The sequence below is a fragment of the Thermodesulfovibrio sp. 1176 genome (genome assembly GCF_029946585.1).
GTDB lineage: Bacteria > Nitrospirota > Thermodesulfovibrionia > Thermodesulfovibrionales > Thermodesulfovibrionaceae > Thermodesulfovibrio.
Map to the genome: position 1 here is coordinate 370,591 of NZ_JARZRZ010000001.1, position 14,870 is coordinate 385,460.

Sequence of the window (14,870 nt, forward strand, 5' to 3'; positions counted from 1 at the left end):
CTTAAATCCTCTCTATTAATGCCCAGCCAAGAGGGATTGAATTATTATTGTTCTCAAAAAGCCTTCGTGACTTTGGAGCTTCATCCTCGCCTCTGTTTAAGCCTGCATAGTTGCGAATTTTTTTTCTTAAATCTTCACTTAGCAAGATTGAAATAGTTGTCGCTGTCATTCCAGAACCGAAACCTATTCTAAGATTTGGCTTGTTTACTTCATACCATCGCTTTAAAGGATGACCTTGAAGAAAGTTTATTTCAAAAGCCAAAACATCCTGAACCCAATTATTTATAAATTGTAAGACTGATTGAATATCTTCTGGCATAGCAGTATCTGGATTTTCTCTTTTAAATTCCGCAAGAAGTCTTTTATCCCATTTTGCTTCAAATTTTAAGGTAGCACCTACAGGAAGACATTCAACCCAAATGGTTGTCCTCTGATTAGTATTTTCAGTTTTATACTGCCATCCATTCCTTTGTTTTTTTAGAATATTTACAGGAATAAGAATTGTTTGAATTTCATTTTCTGAATAGGCATCGGTTATATGAAGCATCCTTAACCAATCTGTATTGGATGAATTGTTTTTGTCCGCAAGAACAAATTTTTGAAAGTATTCTATATTACCCCAATCAAAAAACCCCTTTTTTTTCTTTTTATCGCTAATATCCTTTTCAATTCTTCTTTCTATCTTTTCGATAAAATCCTGAAGTTTTTTCTCTTTAAATTGTTTAAGCAAATTATAAAGAATTGCACTTCTGAATACACCTTTGATTGAAGTTCCAGGAATATAAGGATTTCCAAATCCATCTCTTATAAAAGATCTATAAAACTGTATAGTACCAATCTCACCAATTACTTTTATCTTTTTGCCAAATGAGAGGTTTTCAAGCTCTTCGGAGTTCAAAAATATTTTTTTATTTCTGAAAAAGTCAGCAAGGTTAAATCTATGCCCTAATCTTTCTACTTCAGCACAATAAGCTGAAATAAGATTGTGTTTTTGTAAAAACAAAGAAAGCCTGTTTTCTGAAACAGGATAAATGTATTGTCCATAGGATAAAAATTCAAATCTTGTAATTTTTTGTTCAACCCCTCCAATGTGAATTGGTGATTTTACTGTTATTTTAAATTCGGCTTTTTCATATGTCTCCATTTCCTGTCTCCTTTAAAGGAACTATAAAAGCATATCCATAACGATAAACCCTGTGGTTTAGAATTTCGGAAGGAGGATAATCAGGAGTAACATCAACAAGTGTACCTTCCACAGGTTCTTTTAGAATACTTCCTTCTGTTATGAAACCTACAGATTTTCTTTTTAATGGAAGTGCATATCTGCCAGAGGTTATCCATCCTTTTTTTCGTACGAGATTATAGGAAATTAATTTTTCTTTAACATTATCCTTTTCTGCAGGATGATAAAGAGAAAGTAGTGTAAAATATTCACTTTTTGTGTTTACTATATCTTTAAGAATGCCATCAACAGGCTTAAATTCAATCACATCAAACATTCCATAACCATAGGTTTTTTCTCCTCCTATGCCTGTTTGCCCAAGAAGATTAAGTAGAATTCTAAATTTATCAATAAATGTTTTATCTTTGAATGCCAAAAGTCCCCAGAGTCCTGCATTTTCTTTAAATTTTAAAATTCCGCAAAAGTAAATTGAGCTTTGCTGATTAATTCTGTCAAGGGTAACTCTTGGTCTAATTTCCTTTTCATAGGGAGTACTGGATTTTGATAGTTTGTCCATATTCTCAATATCCATTACAGTGATCGTCTTTTTTTGCCACTTGAAAAAATCATTTGATTCAATTAATTTAAGTTTCTTTAGGACTTTACCTAAATCCTTTTTAATCTCCTTACTTATAAAGGAGTCTTCAAGAGGTTTTGGAAGAAAATATTTGTCCTCATTATAAATAAAAAGAGAGCTTATCAAAAATGGTGGATTTTCGCTAAATAAATTAAGCCATTCATCAGCTTCCTTTCTTCCATAGTATAAGGCTACAACATTAATCAATGCGGAAAAAAGACTATCTGAGCTTATACTTTCCTGAATATTTTCAAGATATATTCCTGTTTCTCCAAAATGTACAGGTGATTGAAATTTTAACTTGTAAAAATAAACTTCCATTTTATGCTCCCGATTGTGAAAATACTTTTATTATATCTGCTGTGTTACTGAAGTCTGTAAATTTTGGAAATTCTGCTTTGCCTGTTTTAAGGTCATTGATGGGAATAGATACTATCTCTTCAAAATTTATCTCTACTTTACCATAACCTCTTGAACCATGTCCACCTAAGGCATCTAATTTAAGAAGTTCAATCGCAAGGGAAAGATTATCAATGTCTTCCTGTAGGGTTTCTTCGTCCTCTACATTATAAATAATTTCAAACTCAAATTCAGCACCTCTTGGAACTCTTTCAAGTTGTCGTGGATTTGCTGAAGAAGTTACTCTGTCTATTGCATTTTCAAACTTCCACTCAGTATACTGTAACCCTGTATCAATGTTATTTAGTTTTTCTATGCTTTCCTTTGTTAAATTAGCATCTCTTACTATTAATCGTGCTGGGAAATTTTTTCCTCCGTCTTTGCCAGTTGAACCAAAAAGTCTACAGATAGGGCATTTTATAGCCTTCTCTGCATCATCACAAACATGAATGTAAACGGGATTATTTTTTGTACCAATATTGCGACGATTGTTTGACCCTAATATCCCTAATTGAATTGCTAATGCCTTCTCAAGCAATGAACGCATTTTACCTTTAATGGAACTTCCTGGAATATAAGGCTCTCTTGTTATAGGGTCTCTTACTACCGGTGAATCAATTGTGCCTATTTCAACATTTTCCTTTGAAGCTCCTATATGAAGTCCTGTTTTGCAAATAATCTTACCTGTAATTTTAATTTTTCCGATTAAATTTTTATCCATTGTTTAATCACCTCCACCATAATATTTATGATAAGCTACAATGCCTTCAATCAAGGCAATTAATTTTTTAAAACTTTCATAGGATTTTGCCCCTTTGTCTATAGCTGGGTCTAAAACTTTCATTAGAGGTTTAACTTTTTCTTCTCTACCCGCGGCATAGGCAAGTTTTGGTTTCAGCAGTATAACTAATTCTCCGTTAAATTTATTCTTATCTGTCTTAAACTGATTATCTATTTTTCTTACTCCATCAAGGAATCTTCTTATCTGCGTTGTTTTCAAGCCTATATCCTTTAAATGTTTTCCAACTTTCTCTGCAATGCTCACAAGTTCACTAGCTGAGAGTTTAGAGAGATCATCGCAAGTTTTTATACTTTCAATGATCTGTCGGGGTATTTGTTCTTCTTGATTATGTTGACCCCTATGACCCTGATGCCCTCTATGATCAGGCATTGTTATCACCTCCTCTTCTCATTAACATTAATGTTATCAATGTTGCTAATTCTGTAATTTTCCATTCCTTTTCATTAGCATTCATGATTACCTCCTTAATTTTATTAATATTCTCTGGTTCACAGTTTTTAAATTTTGCCCTTGAAATTAAATATGCTGCCTTAGGAAGAATAAGCACTCCCTCTTTTTGAAATTTTCTTGCAAGGGAAAGTAAACGATAGAAAAATGTCTTAGGTATTTTCTCTCCATCGGTTGTAAGATGGGTATCTTCTTTTTTAAGAAAACTTATAAAAAGATTTATTCTATCAATAAGTTCTGTGATTTCTTGCCAGCTAATTCTTTGATTATTAAGTAATGCTATTGCATTTTTCCCGAGGTTGTCATCTTTAGCTATCTTTTCAAGCTCCTCTGCATCCTTTGCATACTGATAAATTGGGTAGTCTTCATGGTTTATTGCAAGCCCAGCTGAAAGAGTTATGAATCTATTACCCGTATATTTCTCAAAATAATTTCTTATATCGCAAGCACATTCAAAAACATCGAGCCAATGCCCAACTATGAAGACATCATCACCCCCAGAGTAAACAATCATGAGATTTCTTCCATTCTGTTTAACATTTCTTTGAGCAATGTCAATGGAATCTATGTTTTTGCCAGCAACAATTTCATTTAAGTGATATTTAAAGAATTGAGTTAATCCGTTTGATATTGAAGCCATTCGGGAAAAAGTTCTGTCTTCTTCAATAACAGCTTGAGAAAAAATTCTGCCAAGATTGTCAACATCCATTCTCAATACCGCAATTCGGTTTATTCCAAAAATATTTGATGCATGAGACAGTTCATTTAATTGTCTATGTTTATAAAGTCCAACCGGTAAATAGATGGCATTTGGATGATTATAATGTTCTGCTTCAAAATCATTAATTCTGTAGACCGCTAAAGCCTGATTAAGCAACTCGTCTTCAGGCTTTCTTGTAAAAAAGTAATAATATTTACCTATTCTTATACTACTGTCTTTATGAGGTTGAGATAATTTATAAATAACAGGATATTTACCCCTTGAAAGATCTAAAAGTTCATCTCCGAGTTTATATTGCATTAAGCAAGGTTCACAGACATTTATAGATTCCTCCTCCCTTATGAGGGATTTTAATGGTAAGTCCTCTCTAAAGCAGACAGCGCAGTTTTCGGTGAAGCAACTCTCATCCTGACTTTCAGTTTTTAAGTAATCATTTAGACTTTCAAACCATTTTTTCTTTTTAGACTGCTCTATTTTCTCAGATAGTTCTTCAAAAACTTGTGCAGAATCTTTAAATCCCTTCTTGTTGAATTCAACATATTCAAGATTTAAAAAGATTTCACCCTTAAATTCTTTAAAGAGAAAGTCGTTTATTTCTTTTTTTATATCTGAAATTGTTCTTTTTGCCTTTTCTGTATTGTAAGCAAGAATATAAAATTGTCCTCCACCTGAGAAAATGATATTACAACGAGTAAGTACTAATTTATCAATAATCTCACTTATTATATGTTCGCTAAGAAGTTCCAGATAAAAAGACCTTCCTTTGAGAGATTTTAAGGCTCCTTTTGATGTAATTGTATATATAAATTTTTGCACTCCTGAAATATCCCCTCCAATAAGAAGAAAGGGTTTTATCTCTTCTTTTGGATTTAATATTTCCTCTTTTAATAATTCATTATTATTCCATTTTTCAGGATACATCTCTCTATAGAAATGATACATACATCCTGCAATGGCAGAGGCAAGTTTACAGTGATTGTAAAGCGAAATATCTGGATGTTTTTCTTTCTGTTCTTCTTTTTTTTCATATATTTCCAGAGTTATGGATGGTACATTACTTAAGTGTTTTTCGAAAATCATAATGAGTGAATTTATAGAAATGGTTCCTTTCAGTGCCTCTAAATCTTTTTCAAACTCTTCCAATAAATCTTTGTAATCATTTATAGAAATTTTCGGTTTTTCAAAAAATGCTATTTGAGGGTTTTGTCTTTTGAGACTATAATAGGAAATTTCTTCTAATTTATCATGTGTTTTTGGATTGCGAATTTTGAAAAAAGGAGAAACAATTGGTGTGAACATATCCCATTTTTCTTCTTGCTCTTTATCTTTTTCCTTCCTCTCCATAGATGCCAGATTGTCAGACTCATACCATATCAAACCAATGTTTGAATTAAAAGAATCTTCATCATAACTATGATGCATTATTGTTGAGTTTATTGCTGGGTCACTTTTAAAAAAATCAAACTTCTGTAACCATTCATAGCCCCACTGACCATGTTTTTTTTGAGTAGGCTTTTCTTGTACCCTCTGTATAAGTTTTCCTATATCATGTAAAAGAGCTCCTTTCACAATTATTTCAAATTCATCAGGCATTTGACCCTCCAATTTCATTGATTAAACTTATAATATCAAAATTTTTCCTAATTATATCCCAAAAACAATATTCCTGCAATATTTCATTCAATTTTGATTTTTCTTTTGTCAATTGAAACTCCGTAGGTTGTTGCTCCGTATCTTCTTATAGATTTAATCTTATATAAAGAAGCCAAAGTTTGCTCAGAAATTGCCTTTGATATATTGGTATTTATCTTAGTTATGTAGCTTCTTAATGTGTAAGGACTTATTCTTTTTTCTAATTTGTATTTTATTTCTTCTATGTCAACTATGTTGGGTTTATAAGCCTTTGCATAGAAATCTGCAAATTCATCAATTAAAGGTTTTTCAGTTAAATTTGTTAAAGATATATAGCATTCATCACAGCCTAAACAGCTCTTATTCTCCGTGCATGAAATTTTTTGTTTTAGAATTGTTGCATAAAGGGCAATCAACATGGGATTCATGGAAAAGATGGTTGTACCTATTGATATTTTTCTCTCTTTAAGCTTTATATTGATAAAAGGCTGGATTAAAGCAAAGTTTATCTCTGATTGTGTTTCTTCAATTAACTCTGTGAATGTATTTCCATAAAGCTTAATTTTTCCTGAAAGCTTAATAAAGGGAAGTTCTATAAGTTCAATTTCTGCCTTTTCTGTACTAATCTCAACTTTACTGCCATCTGAAAGTCTGCATTGGATAAATTTTTCCTTCTTTGGTTTATAGAAAAATTCTGGATTTGATTCAAACTCTGAAGATACAAGAACATGATAAAGTTTATCCCATGGACGGCCAAAAAGCTCCATCGCTGAGCCAAGATAAAAGCCCATTGTTTTTCTTCCACCAGCCAGTGAGCAGTGTAACCTCACTGATGGGTCCTTTGTAAGCTCTCTTATAAGACTAATTATGGTGTCTGCTGTGGCTTCACTCTGAAAGGAATCTCTTATGTCGTCAATTTCTTTGTCATTTTTGTCTTTTATTACAATAATTGAGGAAGTTTTTATATCTAGTGAGGGAAGTTTATATTCCTTAAGTAGTTGTTTTAAAATCCCTTTTTTAATCAGGGTATTTTCTATCTGTTTTTTACCAGTGGATGTAGTTATTATAAATATTTCATCAATATAAACAGGTGGATTTTTATTGGCAAGGGCATAAATTGTCTCTGTAATAATCTGAGGTGTTGCTCCTATAACACAAACAAGTATTTCTTTAAATTTTTCCATATTTTAAAAAGCTTTAATTAAGGCATCTTTTATTTTTTCTAATGAATCATTCTTATACCTTAAATAGATCTTATTTTCAAGTTTTTTAACCTCTGTAACTGTTCTTTCAAATCCTGCATGGGCAATAAAATTTCTTGAATGAAAGATTCCTTCGCCCGGTAAAAATTCTGAAAGACTTTGCCACTCTTCCTTTGCTTTATCAATGATAGTCTGCCGGGTTTCTTTATCGGGACGAGTTAAATTTGAAATTTCATGTTTAAGAAGTTGTTCATTTAGGGGCATTTCAAATTGCTGGTATATTGAGCTGAAATTGTTTTCAATTTCAGCAAGGCTTACACAATCCTTATATTGAACAGAATTTTCCTTTAAAATCCTCATAATTCCCATATAAAATGAAAGAGCAAGAAAAACTTTTAGGTACTCATTTTTTTCAACTTGAGGACTTTTTTGCCAGTCTGAATATAATTTATTTTTAAGGTCTTCCACAATTTGTAAAATCAGGTCTTTAATATCATCTTCCTTATGAAATTCAAATGAATAGACAACCAAGGGAGTATTGTTTTTAATCGCAGAGTAAGACAAAGCAAATTTTTTTAGCATCTCTTGAATTTTGTTTTTAAGGGTTCTGTCTTCTTTTGCTATATTTCTTGAAAGATTAAAATTTTCTAAATCAGCCTTTGTTATCGGAGAGGAAAAGAAAACTTTAAATTTAAGCTCATAATCTTTAAAAATGGTGTAATTTGACTTGGAAGATCCTATAATTGGTTCACTGAAAACAAGTTTAACGGAAAGGGAATCTTGCCAAGAACCAAGTTTCTGAAATATTGAAAAATGCCTTACTGCTTCAAGTAGTGCGGATATGTAAATATTTAGTCCACTTGATATATCAATATAAAGTTCTTTAATTCCATCTTTAAAATATCTCTCAACTAAGTCTATAAAAATCTCAAGAACGATGTCATCAAAACTACCTTCAAAAACCTGCTTTTCAAATTCTCCAATTGAGTGAATTACGATAAAATCATTGGCGATCTTTGTATGGGGGTGGGCTTTAAAAAACTTTTTTGGATTTTTAAAATATTCAACTGGATTTTCATTGGCAGATTTTAATCTCTTTTTAAATTCATCAGTCTCAGTAGTATCTATAAGTAATCCCTTGTTAAAAGGCAAACTGACTGGATATATTAAAACACACTTTGCCTTATCTCCGAGATGTTCTTTTAAAGCAAAAGAAGAGAGTTCGCTTTCAAAAAATTTTTTCTCTATTGAAAACCTAACTTTTTCATTATTGACAACTCCTCTGTCGAGTCTACCAATCTGATACAAATAAATCATTTTTGTTCAGTTATAAACAAAAATCCTTTGCTTGTTATCCATAATGCTTTTTCAAACTCCTCAGGCATTCTTGCTATAAGTCCATAAATTTCAAGTCTATCAATTTCTTCCATATAGTTTTTTTCTAATTCATCAACTTCCTTACCTGTAACTAATTTTTTGTATGATAGTTTTTTAAGAAGCTCAAGCTCTCTTCCTTTTGGAATGTAAAAAAGTTTGGGGAGAAAAACAACTTCATGAAATTCTTCATTCATGTAATAAATTTCACATTCTGTAATAATGCCTGCTAATGCAGTGGCAATTACATGGGCTTTGAGTCCGCCTGTGGGATTAAAAAATACTTTGTAACCTTTTTTTTGTTTTTTCTTTGCAAGATAAATCAATCTGTCAAGAAGTTCTGAAACTCCAAGTTTAAATTTGTCAATTGCGTAAGATGGCTCATAATATTTTGCTTCCCAAAAGTATCCGCTTACTTCATAGGGAGTGTAAATAGAAAATCCACAATCTTTAAGGAATTGTTCAATTGCTCTTCTACAAAGTTCATTTGAGGCAGTTTTAGTTCCAAATAAATAAACATCAATGGAGGATGCTGGTTTATCCTGAACAACTCTTAAAAAAGTATTCATCTCTGCTGAGTTTTTCATAGGTGCAGATTTAAGAAAATCAGCAAGCTTTTGAATTTCACTTGAAGAATTAAGAAGACTTTGCCAGTAATCCTCGTCAGAAATTTTTTTATCTGGGAAGAAACCTTGCTTTTGGGCATTTGTAAGGAGAGATATTCCTGTGCTTATTATATGAAACTCTTTCATAAATTAAATATTAAAAACATATATTATATTGAAAAGTCAAGAAGTTTTATACCCCTGAAATTGCTGTGCGGTCAGTAAGTGTCAACCCAAAAAAGTCTTCAGAATTTTGGGATAATAATTTTTGATGATAAAAATCATCTGATTTTTTTATTATAAAGACATGAATTACATTTTTAGCATAGGAGTTGGAAGTAGTAGAAGTGGCATTGGAAAAACTACTTTTATAGAAAATATTATCGTTAATTTCAAAAAAATTTTTGGAAATAAGGTAAACATTATAGCCATAAAATATACAAAAACTACTTTTTTTTCTTCTATAATTTCAGAGTCTTCAATTGTTGAAACATCTGGCAAAGACACTGCAAGAATGAAAAGAGCAGGTGCTAATTTTGTTTATTGGGTTAAATCTGGAGAAGCCGAACTACCAGATGTTGTAGAAAGACTAAAAGAGGAGATTGAAGAATCACCATCTGCTTTATCTAAAAATGATATCCAGAAAATCATTATAATTGAAGGGAACTCTCTGGTAAGAATCATGCATCCTGATGTTATAATATTTCTTAAAGATAAAGAAACAAACTATATAAAACCTTCAGGAGAGGCTCTTTTAAAAATAGCAGACATAGTTATTGAAGGGCAATACAGTATGGAGGAAACTATGGATGAAATTTTAAAAATTCAGCAGAAAAAACTAATTGAAAAGCTTCTTACAGAAAGAAGTAATAGCGGTAAAATTAGTTGTGCAGAAGCAAGAAAAATTGCTGAAGAGCTAAATGTTCCTTATATCGAAGTTGGAAGAACTGCTAATGAGCTTAAGATTAAAATTCGAAAATGTGAGCTTGGTTGTTTCTAATGGGAACAGTTTTTTTTGAGCTTTCTCTTACACTCTATTTTGCAGGATTTCTTCTAAGTGTTGCAGATATTATCAGAAAAAAACATGACTTAGACAGAGCAGTTTTTTTATTAAGTTTGGTAGGCTTTGGACTTCATAGTGTCTATCTTTTATTTAGGTATATAAAATCTGGACAGGCACCTGTTTTTTCAATGCATGAGGCTAATTCCTTTTTTGCATGGAGTATTCTTCTGATATCTTTGTGTATAAATTTTTATTATAAAGCAAGGGTTCTTAATTTTGGTATAATTTTGAGCTTTGCATTCATGTTCGTGAGTGCCTTTTTCCCAAGAGGTATTCCCTATATAAAGCCTGAGTTAAAAAGTCTATGGATTGATATTCATGCACTTATGGCAGTTTTTGGTATAGCCTTATTTAGTATAGCCTTTGTTTTTAGTCTCCTCTATTTAATTCAGGAAAGGGCCGTGAAAGCTAAAAAATTTGGTGGTTTAGAAAAAATACTCCCAAGTCTTGAAATTCTTGATAAAATTAACTATCGTCTAATTTTCTGGGGATTTCCCATATACACCTTTGCCCTTGTTGTAGGACTGATAAAATATTTTATACTGTTAGGTTTTGATATTGACCCAAAACAATTATGGAGTGTTCTTACTTGGTGTGTTTATCTTTTGATTTTTTATTTAAGAGTCAAAGGTGACTGGAGAAAGAAAAGGGCAGCTTATCTTACAATATTTGGTTTTCTTCTTTTAATTTTTGGTTTTTTTGGTATAAATCTTTTAACAGAAAGTTTTCATAAACCTCTATGAATATTATAGTAATTGGATTAAATCATAAAACAGCACCTGTTCAGATAAGAGAAAAGCTTGCATTTCAATCTGAGGATAATATAAGACAGGCTTTAAGACAGTTAATTCAGTTAGAGGGAATTAATGAAACTGTTATTTTTTCAACATGTAACAGGGTTGAAGTTTATGTTTACTCTAACAAGGAAAATGAAGATTCGATAATAAATAAAGTAAAAATTTTTCTTTCAGATTTTCACCGTATTGAAATAAAGGATTTTGAGAATTATCTTTATATTTATAAAAACAAAGAGACTGTGGAACATCTTTTCAAAGTGACAGCAAGCCTTGACTCTATGATTATCGGTGAGCCCCAAATTACAGGTCAAGTTAAAGACTCATACGAAATTGCTCTTTCTGAAAGAACAACTTCTTTAATCCTTAATCATCTTATGAATAGAGCACTTTTTACAGCAAAAAGAGTTCGTAATGAAACGAGAATTGGAGAAAATCCAGTTTCTGTAAGCTATGCAGCAGTAGGATTGATAAAAAAGGTCTTTGATGAATTGTCAAAAAAATCAGTTTTACTTGTTGGGGCTGGCGAGATGGCAGAGCTTGCATTAAAACACTTAATAGGAACTGGAATAAATAATATATATGTTACAAATAGGACATATGAAAGGGCAAAGGAGCTCGCAAAGGATTTTAATGGTGTGGCATTACCTTTTGATAACCTCAAAGAATTACTTACCAAAGTTGATATAGTAATATGTTCAACAGGAGCGCCAAATTATGTAATTACTTTACAAATGATTAAGGAAATTATGCCATTGCGAAAATATAAACCTCTTTTCTTTATTGATATATCTGTTCCAAGAAACATTGACCCAAGTATCAATGACTTTGACAATGTTTATCTTTACAATATAGATGATCTTCAAGATGTGGTTGATAATAATCTTCTTGAAAGAAAAAAAGAAGCAGATAAAGCATTGAAAATTGTTGAAGAAGAAACAGAGAAGTTCATGCAATGGTTAAACTCTCTTCAAAGTGTTCCTGTAATTATATCTATAAGAAATAAAGCAGAAGAGGTAAGACAGCAGGAACTTGAAAAATTTAAAGCTCGTTTTAAGGAACTATCCCCCGAAGTTTTAAATTCTGTAGATTATCTTACCCAAAGCATAATTAATAAAATCATGCACTCACCAACTGTAGCTTTGAAAAATAATTGTGATAATAAAGAAATTCTTATTTTTGCAGCAAGGAGGTTATTTGGAATTGATATTGAAGAGGAATAAGCTCATAATTGGCACAAGAGGAAGCAAGCTTGCATTGTGGCAGGCAAACTGGGTTAAGGAAAGGCTTGAGAAACTTTATCCTGATTTAAAAATAGAAATTGAGAAAATTAAAACAACAGGAGATAAAATTCTCGATACTCCCTTAGCAAAAATAGGAGGAAAGGGACTTTTTGTCAAAGAAATAGAAGAAGCATTACTTTCAAAAAAAATAGATATTGCAGTGCATAGCATGAAAGATGTTCCTACAGAAATTCCTGAGGGACTTCAAATCTCGGCAATTTGTGAAAGAGAAGACCCACGAGATGCTTTTATAAGTATTGATGGAACCTTATTGAGAGGTCTTCCTAAGGGTGCTCAAATTGGCACAAGCAGTTTAAGAAGGACTGTTCAGCTTAAGGCATTAAGAAAAGACTTAGAAATTAAGCCCTTAAGAGGTAATGTAGACACCAGACTAAGAAAACTTAAAGAAGGTCAGTTTCATGGGATTATTCTTGCTATGGCAGGTATTAAAAGAATGGGATTAGAATCTAATGTTACAGAAACTATTCCTGAAGAGATTATGATTCCTGCAATAGGTCAGGGTGCAATAGGAATTGAAACAAGGTTTGATGATGATTTTATAAATGAGATAATCAAACCATTGAATCATCAAGAAACATCTATTTGTGTTCTCTCAGAAAGGGCTTTTTTATCAGTAATTGGAGGAGGCTGTCAAGTCCCTCTTGCGTGTCATGCAAAGATTTTTAAAAATAAAAAGTTGAAAATAATTGCAATGATAGGAGATCCGGATGGTGAAATGCCTATGATAAAGGGCAGTAAAGAAGGCAACCTTGAAGACGCTCAAAAACTTGGTAAAGAGCTTGCCGAAGAGTTACTTTTAAGCGGTGGAAGTAAGATACTAAGAAAAGTTTATACCTGAAAAGTGTAATTTTCACCTTCAAAATTTTTCAATTCAACATAGAACCGTTGGGCTTTGAACGTTGAACACTCAGATGAAAAAAAGTCCATAAGACGAAGTCTCAGTCCCTGACATCAGGGATATCTGTTTGAACAATAGAGTAGATGAAAATGGGACAGTCCCCTTTTTTGTAGTTAAGTGAAAGAGGTTTTTTTCTGTCATCGTATATTATGGATATGGGGTATAATCTAATAATGAGAGAGAAATGGAAGGACAGACTAAGTGAATTGTCATTGGTCCTTAGAGACCGTTCGGAATGTTTTTGTCTGTCCTTCCGATCTAATGAACCTGGACGGGAACATTAGGGTTAAAACCCTGTATAAAACCCACGATGATAGGTTAAAGGAAGTCCTCTCAAAAAATCAATATCTCTGGAGGGCATATGAATAATTACAAAATTTATTTTGGAGTTGATGTATCCAAAGATTATTTCACAACTACAGTAATTTTTCATGACAAGAGAGAAACCTTTAAGATTGCCTCTAAACCTGAGGAATTTGAAAAAAAGATTAAATCTTACATTAGGAATTTAGAAAAGTCAGAGGTATTAATACTAATGGAACACACAGGGGTATATCATTTACCATTGGCAGAGTATTTAGCCAAGAGGGATTATCCTGTAGGAGTAATAAATCCCTATTCAATGAAGAATTTTTGTGAAGCTAAGATGAGTAGGGTGAAAACAGATAAAGTAGATTCAACGCATATAGCAGAGTATGGGAAGCAATTTTTTGAAGGGAAACTTTTCAAACCTAAGAAGACGCTTGTCAAGAGAATTGTGTCTGTCCATAAAATTTTTTCACAAACATTTGTTTCAATTCATATAAAGCAGATTTAACCAAAGGAAGCGGTTCTTTCCATTTATTCTTCTCTATCCTGCTTACTGTTACATATATTGCCACCTCCGCTGTCTTTATTGATTGAAAATATCCACCTGTGTTCGCCCTTATGAGCTCTATCCTGCTGTTTATGTTTTCTACTACATTCGTTGTGTAAATGTATTTCCTCACCGCCTCTGGATATTTCTTGTAATTAAAATAATTGTCTTTCTTATTAAGTAGTCCCTTTATATAGGCTGGATATTTCTTTTCATAGCCTTTACATAGTTCTTCAAATTTCATTACTGCTTTTTCATAATCTTCAATCCTTTTTATTAAGGTTAATTCTTCATAAAACTGCTTTGCATCCTGTTTAGACATATTTTTCTTAATGTTCCTCTGCATATGAAGAAAACAAAGTTGATGGTCTGTCTGAGGAAAAAGATTTTTTATTGCATGACTTAACCCAGGAAAATCATCTGATACTATAATCATTACTCTTTTTAGTCCCCTCTTTATTAAATCATTCAGTATCTGTAACCAGTCTTCTTTACTTTCTGAGCCAAAATAAATATAATAGGAAACCAGACTTTTTCTCCCCTCCATATCTATTCCCACTATGTTGTATATAACTGCCTTTTTTATCCTGTTTGTCTCTTCATCTTTTATCTGAGTATGATAGGCATCTATAAACAGGGAAAACATATCAGATGGTAATTCTTTTGTCTTTAATTCCTTTGCTTTGTTATATAAATCCTCTTTAGCAGTGAACCTTATTCTTGTGTCTATATCAATAAGATTCCACTCCATAAAAAGGCAACCTATATGTCCTTATATGTTCATAGACCTCTTCAGTTAAGGCATTTTTATCAAGGAGATGCTTTGTATCAAGCTGAAACTTGCTGAAGGGCATCAATGCCTCATAGTCATAAAGGGATCTGTGTTTGCCCTTATATGATCTTCTAAAACAGATAAAACAGATTTAGAATTTTCCAAAAAATAAAAAAACTTCTTGGTTTAAAGGTTTTAGGTG

General features: G+C 32.0%; 14 protein-coding genes and 1 pseudogene. 5 read left to right on the forward strand and 10 right to left on the reverse strand.

The features are described 5' to 3' along the window. Position 1: 1 nt before the first annotated feature. From csm5 to QI155_RS02030, 8 genes are all read right to left on the reverse strand, one after another. A complete protein-coding gene (gene csm5 / locus QI155_RS01995) occupies positions 2 to 1,144 on the reverse strand; it encodes a type III-A CRISPR-associated RAMP protein Csm5 (protein WP_068861602.1) in 1,143 nt (380 codons plus the stop codon). Beyond that, positions 1,131 to 2,120: a type III-A CRISPR-associated RAMP protein Csm4 gene (gene csm4 / locus QI155_RS02000; RefSeq protein WP_068861603.1), complete on the reverse strand. Its 990-nt coding sequence runs from the start codon at positions 2,118 to 2,120 to the stop codon at positions 1,131 to 1,133. Before csm4 ends, csm5 begins: the two co-directional genes overlap by 14 nt. A 1-nt stretch (position 2,121) precedes the next feature. Beyond that, positions 2,122 to 2,919: a type III-A CRISPR-associated RAMP protein Csm3 gene (gene csm3 / locus QI155_RS02005; RefSeq protein ID WP_068861604.1), complete on the reverse strand. Its 798-nt coding sequence runs from the start codon at positions 2,917 to 2,919 to the stop codon at positions 2,122 to 2,124. A 3-nt stretch (positions 2,920 to 2,922) separates the two neighbouring features. After that, entirely contained in the window at positions 2,923 to 3,369 is a 447-nt protein-coding gene (gene csm2, locus QI155_RS02010; protein WP_068861605.1) for a type III-A CRISPR-associated protein Csm2, read from the reverse strand. Continuing rightward, the gene (cas10, locus tag QI155_RS02015) at positions 3,362 to 5,761 is read right to left on the reverse strand and encodes a type III-A CRISPR-associated protein Cas10/Csm1 (protein WP_281320993.1); all 2,400 of its coding nucleotides are present in this window, start codon (positions 5,759 to 5,761) and stop codon (positions 3,362 to 3,364) included. The genes csm2 and cas10 overlap by 8 nt, the downstream gene beginning before the upstream one ends. 83 nt (positions 5,762 to 5,844) lie before the next feature. Beyond that, the gene (gene csm6, locus QI155_RS02020; protein WP_281320994.1) at positions 5,845 to 6,984 is read right to left on the reverse strand and encodes a CRISPR-associated ring nuclease Csm6; all 1,140 of its coding nucleotides are present in this window, start codon (positions 6,982 to 6,984) and stop codon (positions 5,845 to 5,847) included. Positions 6,985 to 6,987: 3 nt separating this feature from the next. Beyond that, positions 6,988 to 8,319: a CRISPR-associated CARF protein Csx1 gene (gene csx1 / locus QI155_RS02025; protein ID WP_068861538.1), complete on the reverse strand. Its 1,332-nt coding sequence runs from the start codon at positions 8,317 to 8,319 to the stop codon at positions 6,988 to 6,990. Beyond that, positions 8,316 to 9,128 carry a putative CRISPR-associated protein gene (locus QI155_RS02030; protein WP_068861539.1) on the reverse strand — a complete coding sequence of 271 codons (813 nt, stop codon included), beginning with the start codon at positions 9,126 to 9,128 and terminating at the stop codon, positions 8,316 to 8,318. Before QI155_RS02030 ends, csx1 begins: the two co-directional genes overlap by 4 nt. A 160-nt stretch (positions 9,129 to 9,288) precedes the next feature. Between QI155_RS02030 and QI155_RS02035 the strand changes: the two genes are divergently transcribed. From QI155_RS02035 to QI155_RS02055, 5 genes are all read left to right on the forward strand, one after another. Then, on the forward strand, positions 9,289 to 9,981 hold the full coding sequence (locus tag QI155_RS02035) for a molybdopterin-guanine dinucleotide biosynthesis protein MobB (RefSeq protein ID WP_083200169.1): 693 nt from the start codon (positions 9,289 to 9,291) through the stop codon (positions 9,979 to 9,981). Continuing rightward, the gene (gene ccsA, locus QI155_RS02040; protein ID WP_068861540.1) at positions 9,981 to 10,787 is read left to right on the forward strand and encodes a cytochrome c biogenesis protein CcsA; all 807 of its coding nucleotides are present in this window, start codon (positions 9,981 to 9,983) and stop codon (positions 10,785 to 10,787) included. The genes QI155_RS02035 and ccsA overlap by 1 nt, the downstream gene beginning before the upstream one ends. After that, positions 10,784 to 12,061, forward strand: a complete 1,278-nt coding sequence (hemA, locus tag QI155_RS02045; protein WP_068861541.1) for a glutamyl-tRNA reductase — start codon at positions 10,784 to 10,786, stop codon at positions 12,059 to 12,061. The genes ccsA and hemA overlap by 4 nt, the downstream gene beginning before the upstream one ends. Then, complete coding sequence (hemC, locus tag QI155_RS02050; RefSeq protein ID WP_068861543.1) at positions 12,048 to 12,980, forward strand: hydroxymethylbilane synthase; 933 nt, start codon at positions 12,048 to 12,050, stop codon at positions 12,978 to 12,980. The genes hemA and hemC overlap by 14 nt, the downstream gene beginning before the upstream one ends. A gap of 421 nt (positions 12,981 to 13,401) precedes the next feature. Continuing rightward, entirely contained in the window at positions 13,402 to 13,857 is a 456-nt protein-coding gene (locus QI155_RS02055) for a transposase (RefSeq protein ID WP_281320995.1), read from the forward strand. On the opposite strand, the gene QI155_RS02060 is transcribed toward QI155_RS02055, so the two are convergent. Together QI155_RS02060 and QI155_RS02065 are read right to left on the reverse strand one after the other, a co-directional pair. Then, positions 13,787 to 14,626: a transposase gene (locus QI155_RS02060; protein WP_281321137.1), complete on the reverse strand. Its 840-nt coding sequence runs from the start codon at positions 14,624 to 14,626 to the stop codon at positions 13,787 to 13,789. The genes QI155_RS02055 and QI155_RS02060 overlap by 71 nt on opposite strands. Next, positions 14,600 to 14,801 (reverse strand): annotated as a pseudogene (locus tag QI155_RS02065) (IS481 family transposase); the annotation flags it as partial. The gene QI155_RS02060 and the pseudogene QI155_RS02065, both read right to left, overlap by 27 nt. Between the last annotated feature and the right edge of the window lie 69 nt (positions 14,802 to 14,870).

Coding starts and splice junctions, on each gene's coding strand:
- csm5 (WP_068861602.1), bottom strand. CDS start 1,144: ATGGAGACATATGAAAAAGCCGAATTTAAAATAACAGTAAAATCACCA.
- csm4 (WP_068861603.1), bottom strand. CDS start 2,120: ATGGAAGTTTATTTTTACAAGTTAAAATTTCAATCACCTGTACATTTT.
- csm3 (WP_068861604.1), bottom strand. CDS start 2,919: ATGGATAAAAATTTAATCGGAAAAATTAAAATTACAGGTAAGATTATT.
- csm2 (WP_068861605.1), bottom strand. CDS start 3,369: ATGCCTGATCATAGAGGGCATCAGGGTCATAGGGGTCAACATAATCAA.
- cas10 (WP_281320993.1), bottom strand. CDS start 5,761: ATGCCTGATGAATTTGAAATAATTGTGAAAGGAGCTCTTTTACATGAT.
- csm6 (WP_281320994.1), bottom strand. CDS start 6,984: ATGGAAAAATTTAAAGAAATACTTGTTTGTGTTATAGGAGCAACACCT.
- csx1 (WP_068861538.1), bottom strand. CDS start 8,319: ATGATTTATTTGTATCAGATTGGTAGACTCGACAGAGGAGTTGTCAAT.
- QI155_RS02030 (WP_068861539.1), bottom strand. CDS start 9,128: ATGAAAGAGTTTCATATAATAAGCACAGGAATATCTCTCCTTACAAAT.
- QI155_RS02035 (WP_083200169.1), top strand. CDS start 9,289: ATGAATTACATTTTTAGCATAGGAGTTGGAAGTAGTAGAAGTGGCATT.
- ccsA (WP_068861540.1), top strand. CDS start 9,981: ATGGGAACAGTTTTTTTTGAGCTTTCTCTTACACTCTATTTTGCAGGA.
- hemA (WP_068861541.1), top strand. CDS start 10,784: ATGAATATTATAGTAATTGGATTAAATCATAAAACAGCACCTGTTCAG.
- QI155_RS02055 (WP_281320995.1), top strand. CDS start 13,402: ATGAATAATTACAAAATTTATTTTGGAGTTGATGTATCCAAAGATTAT.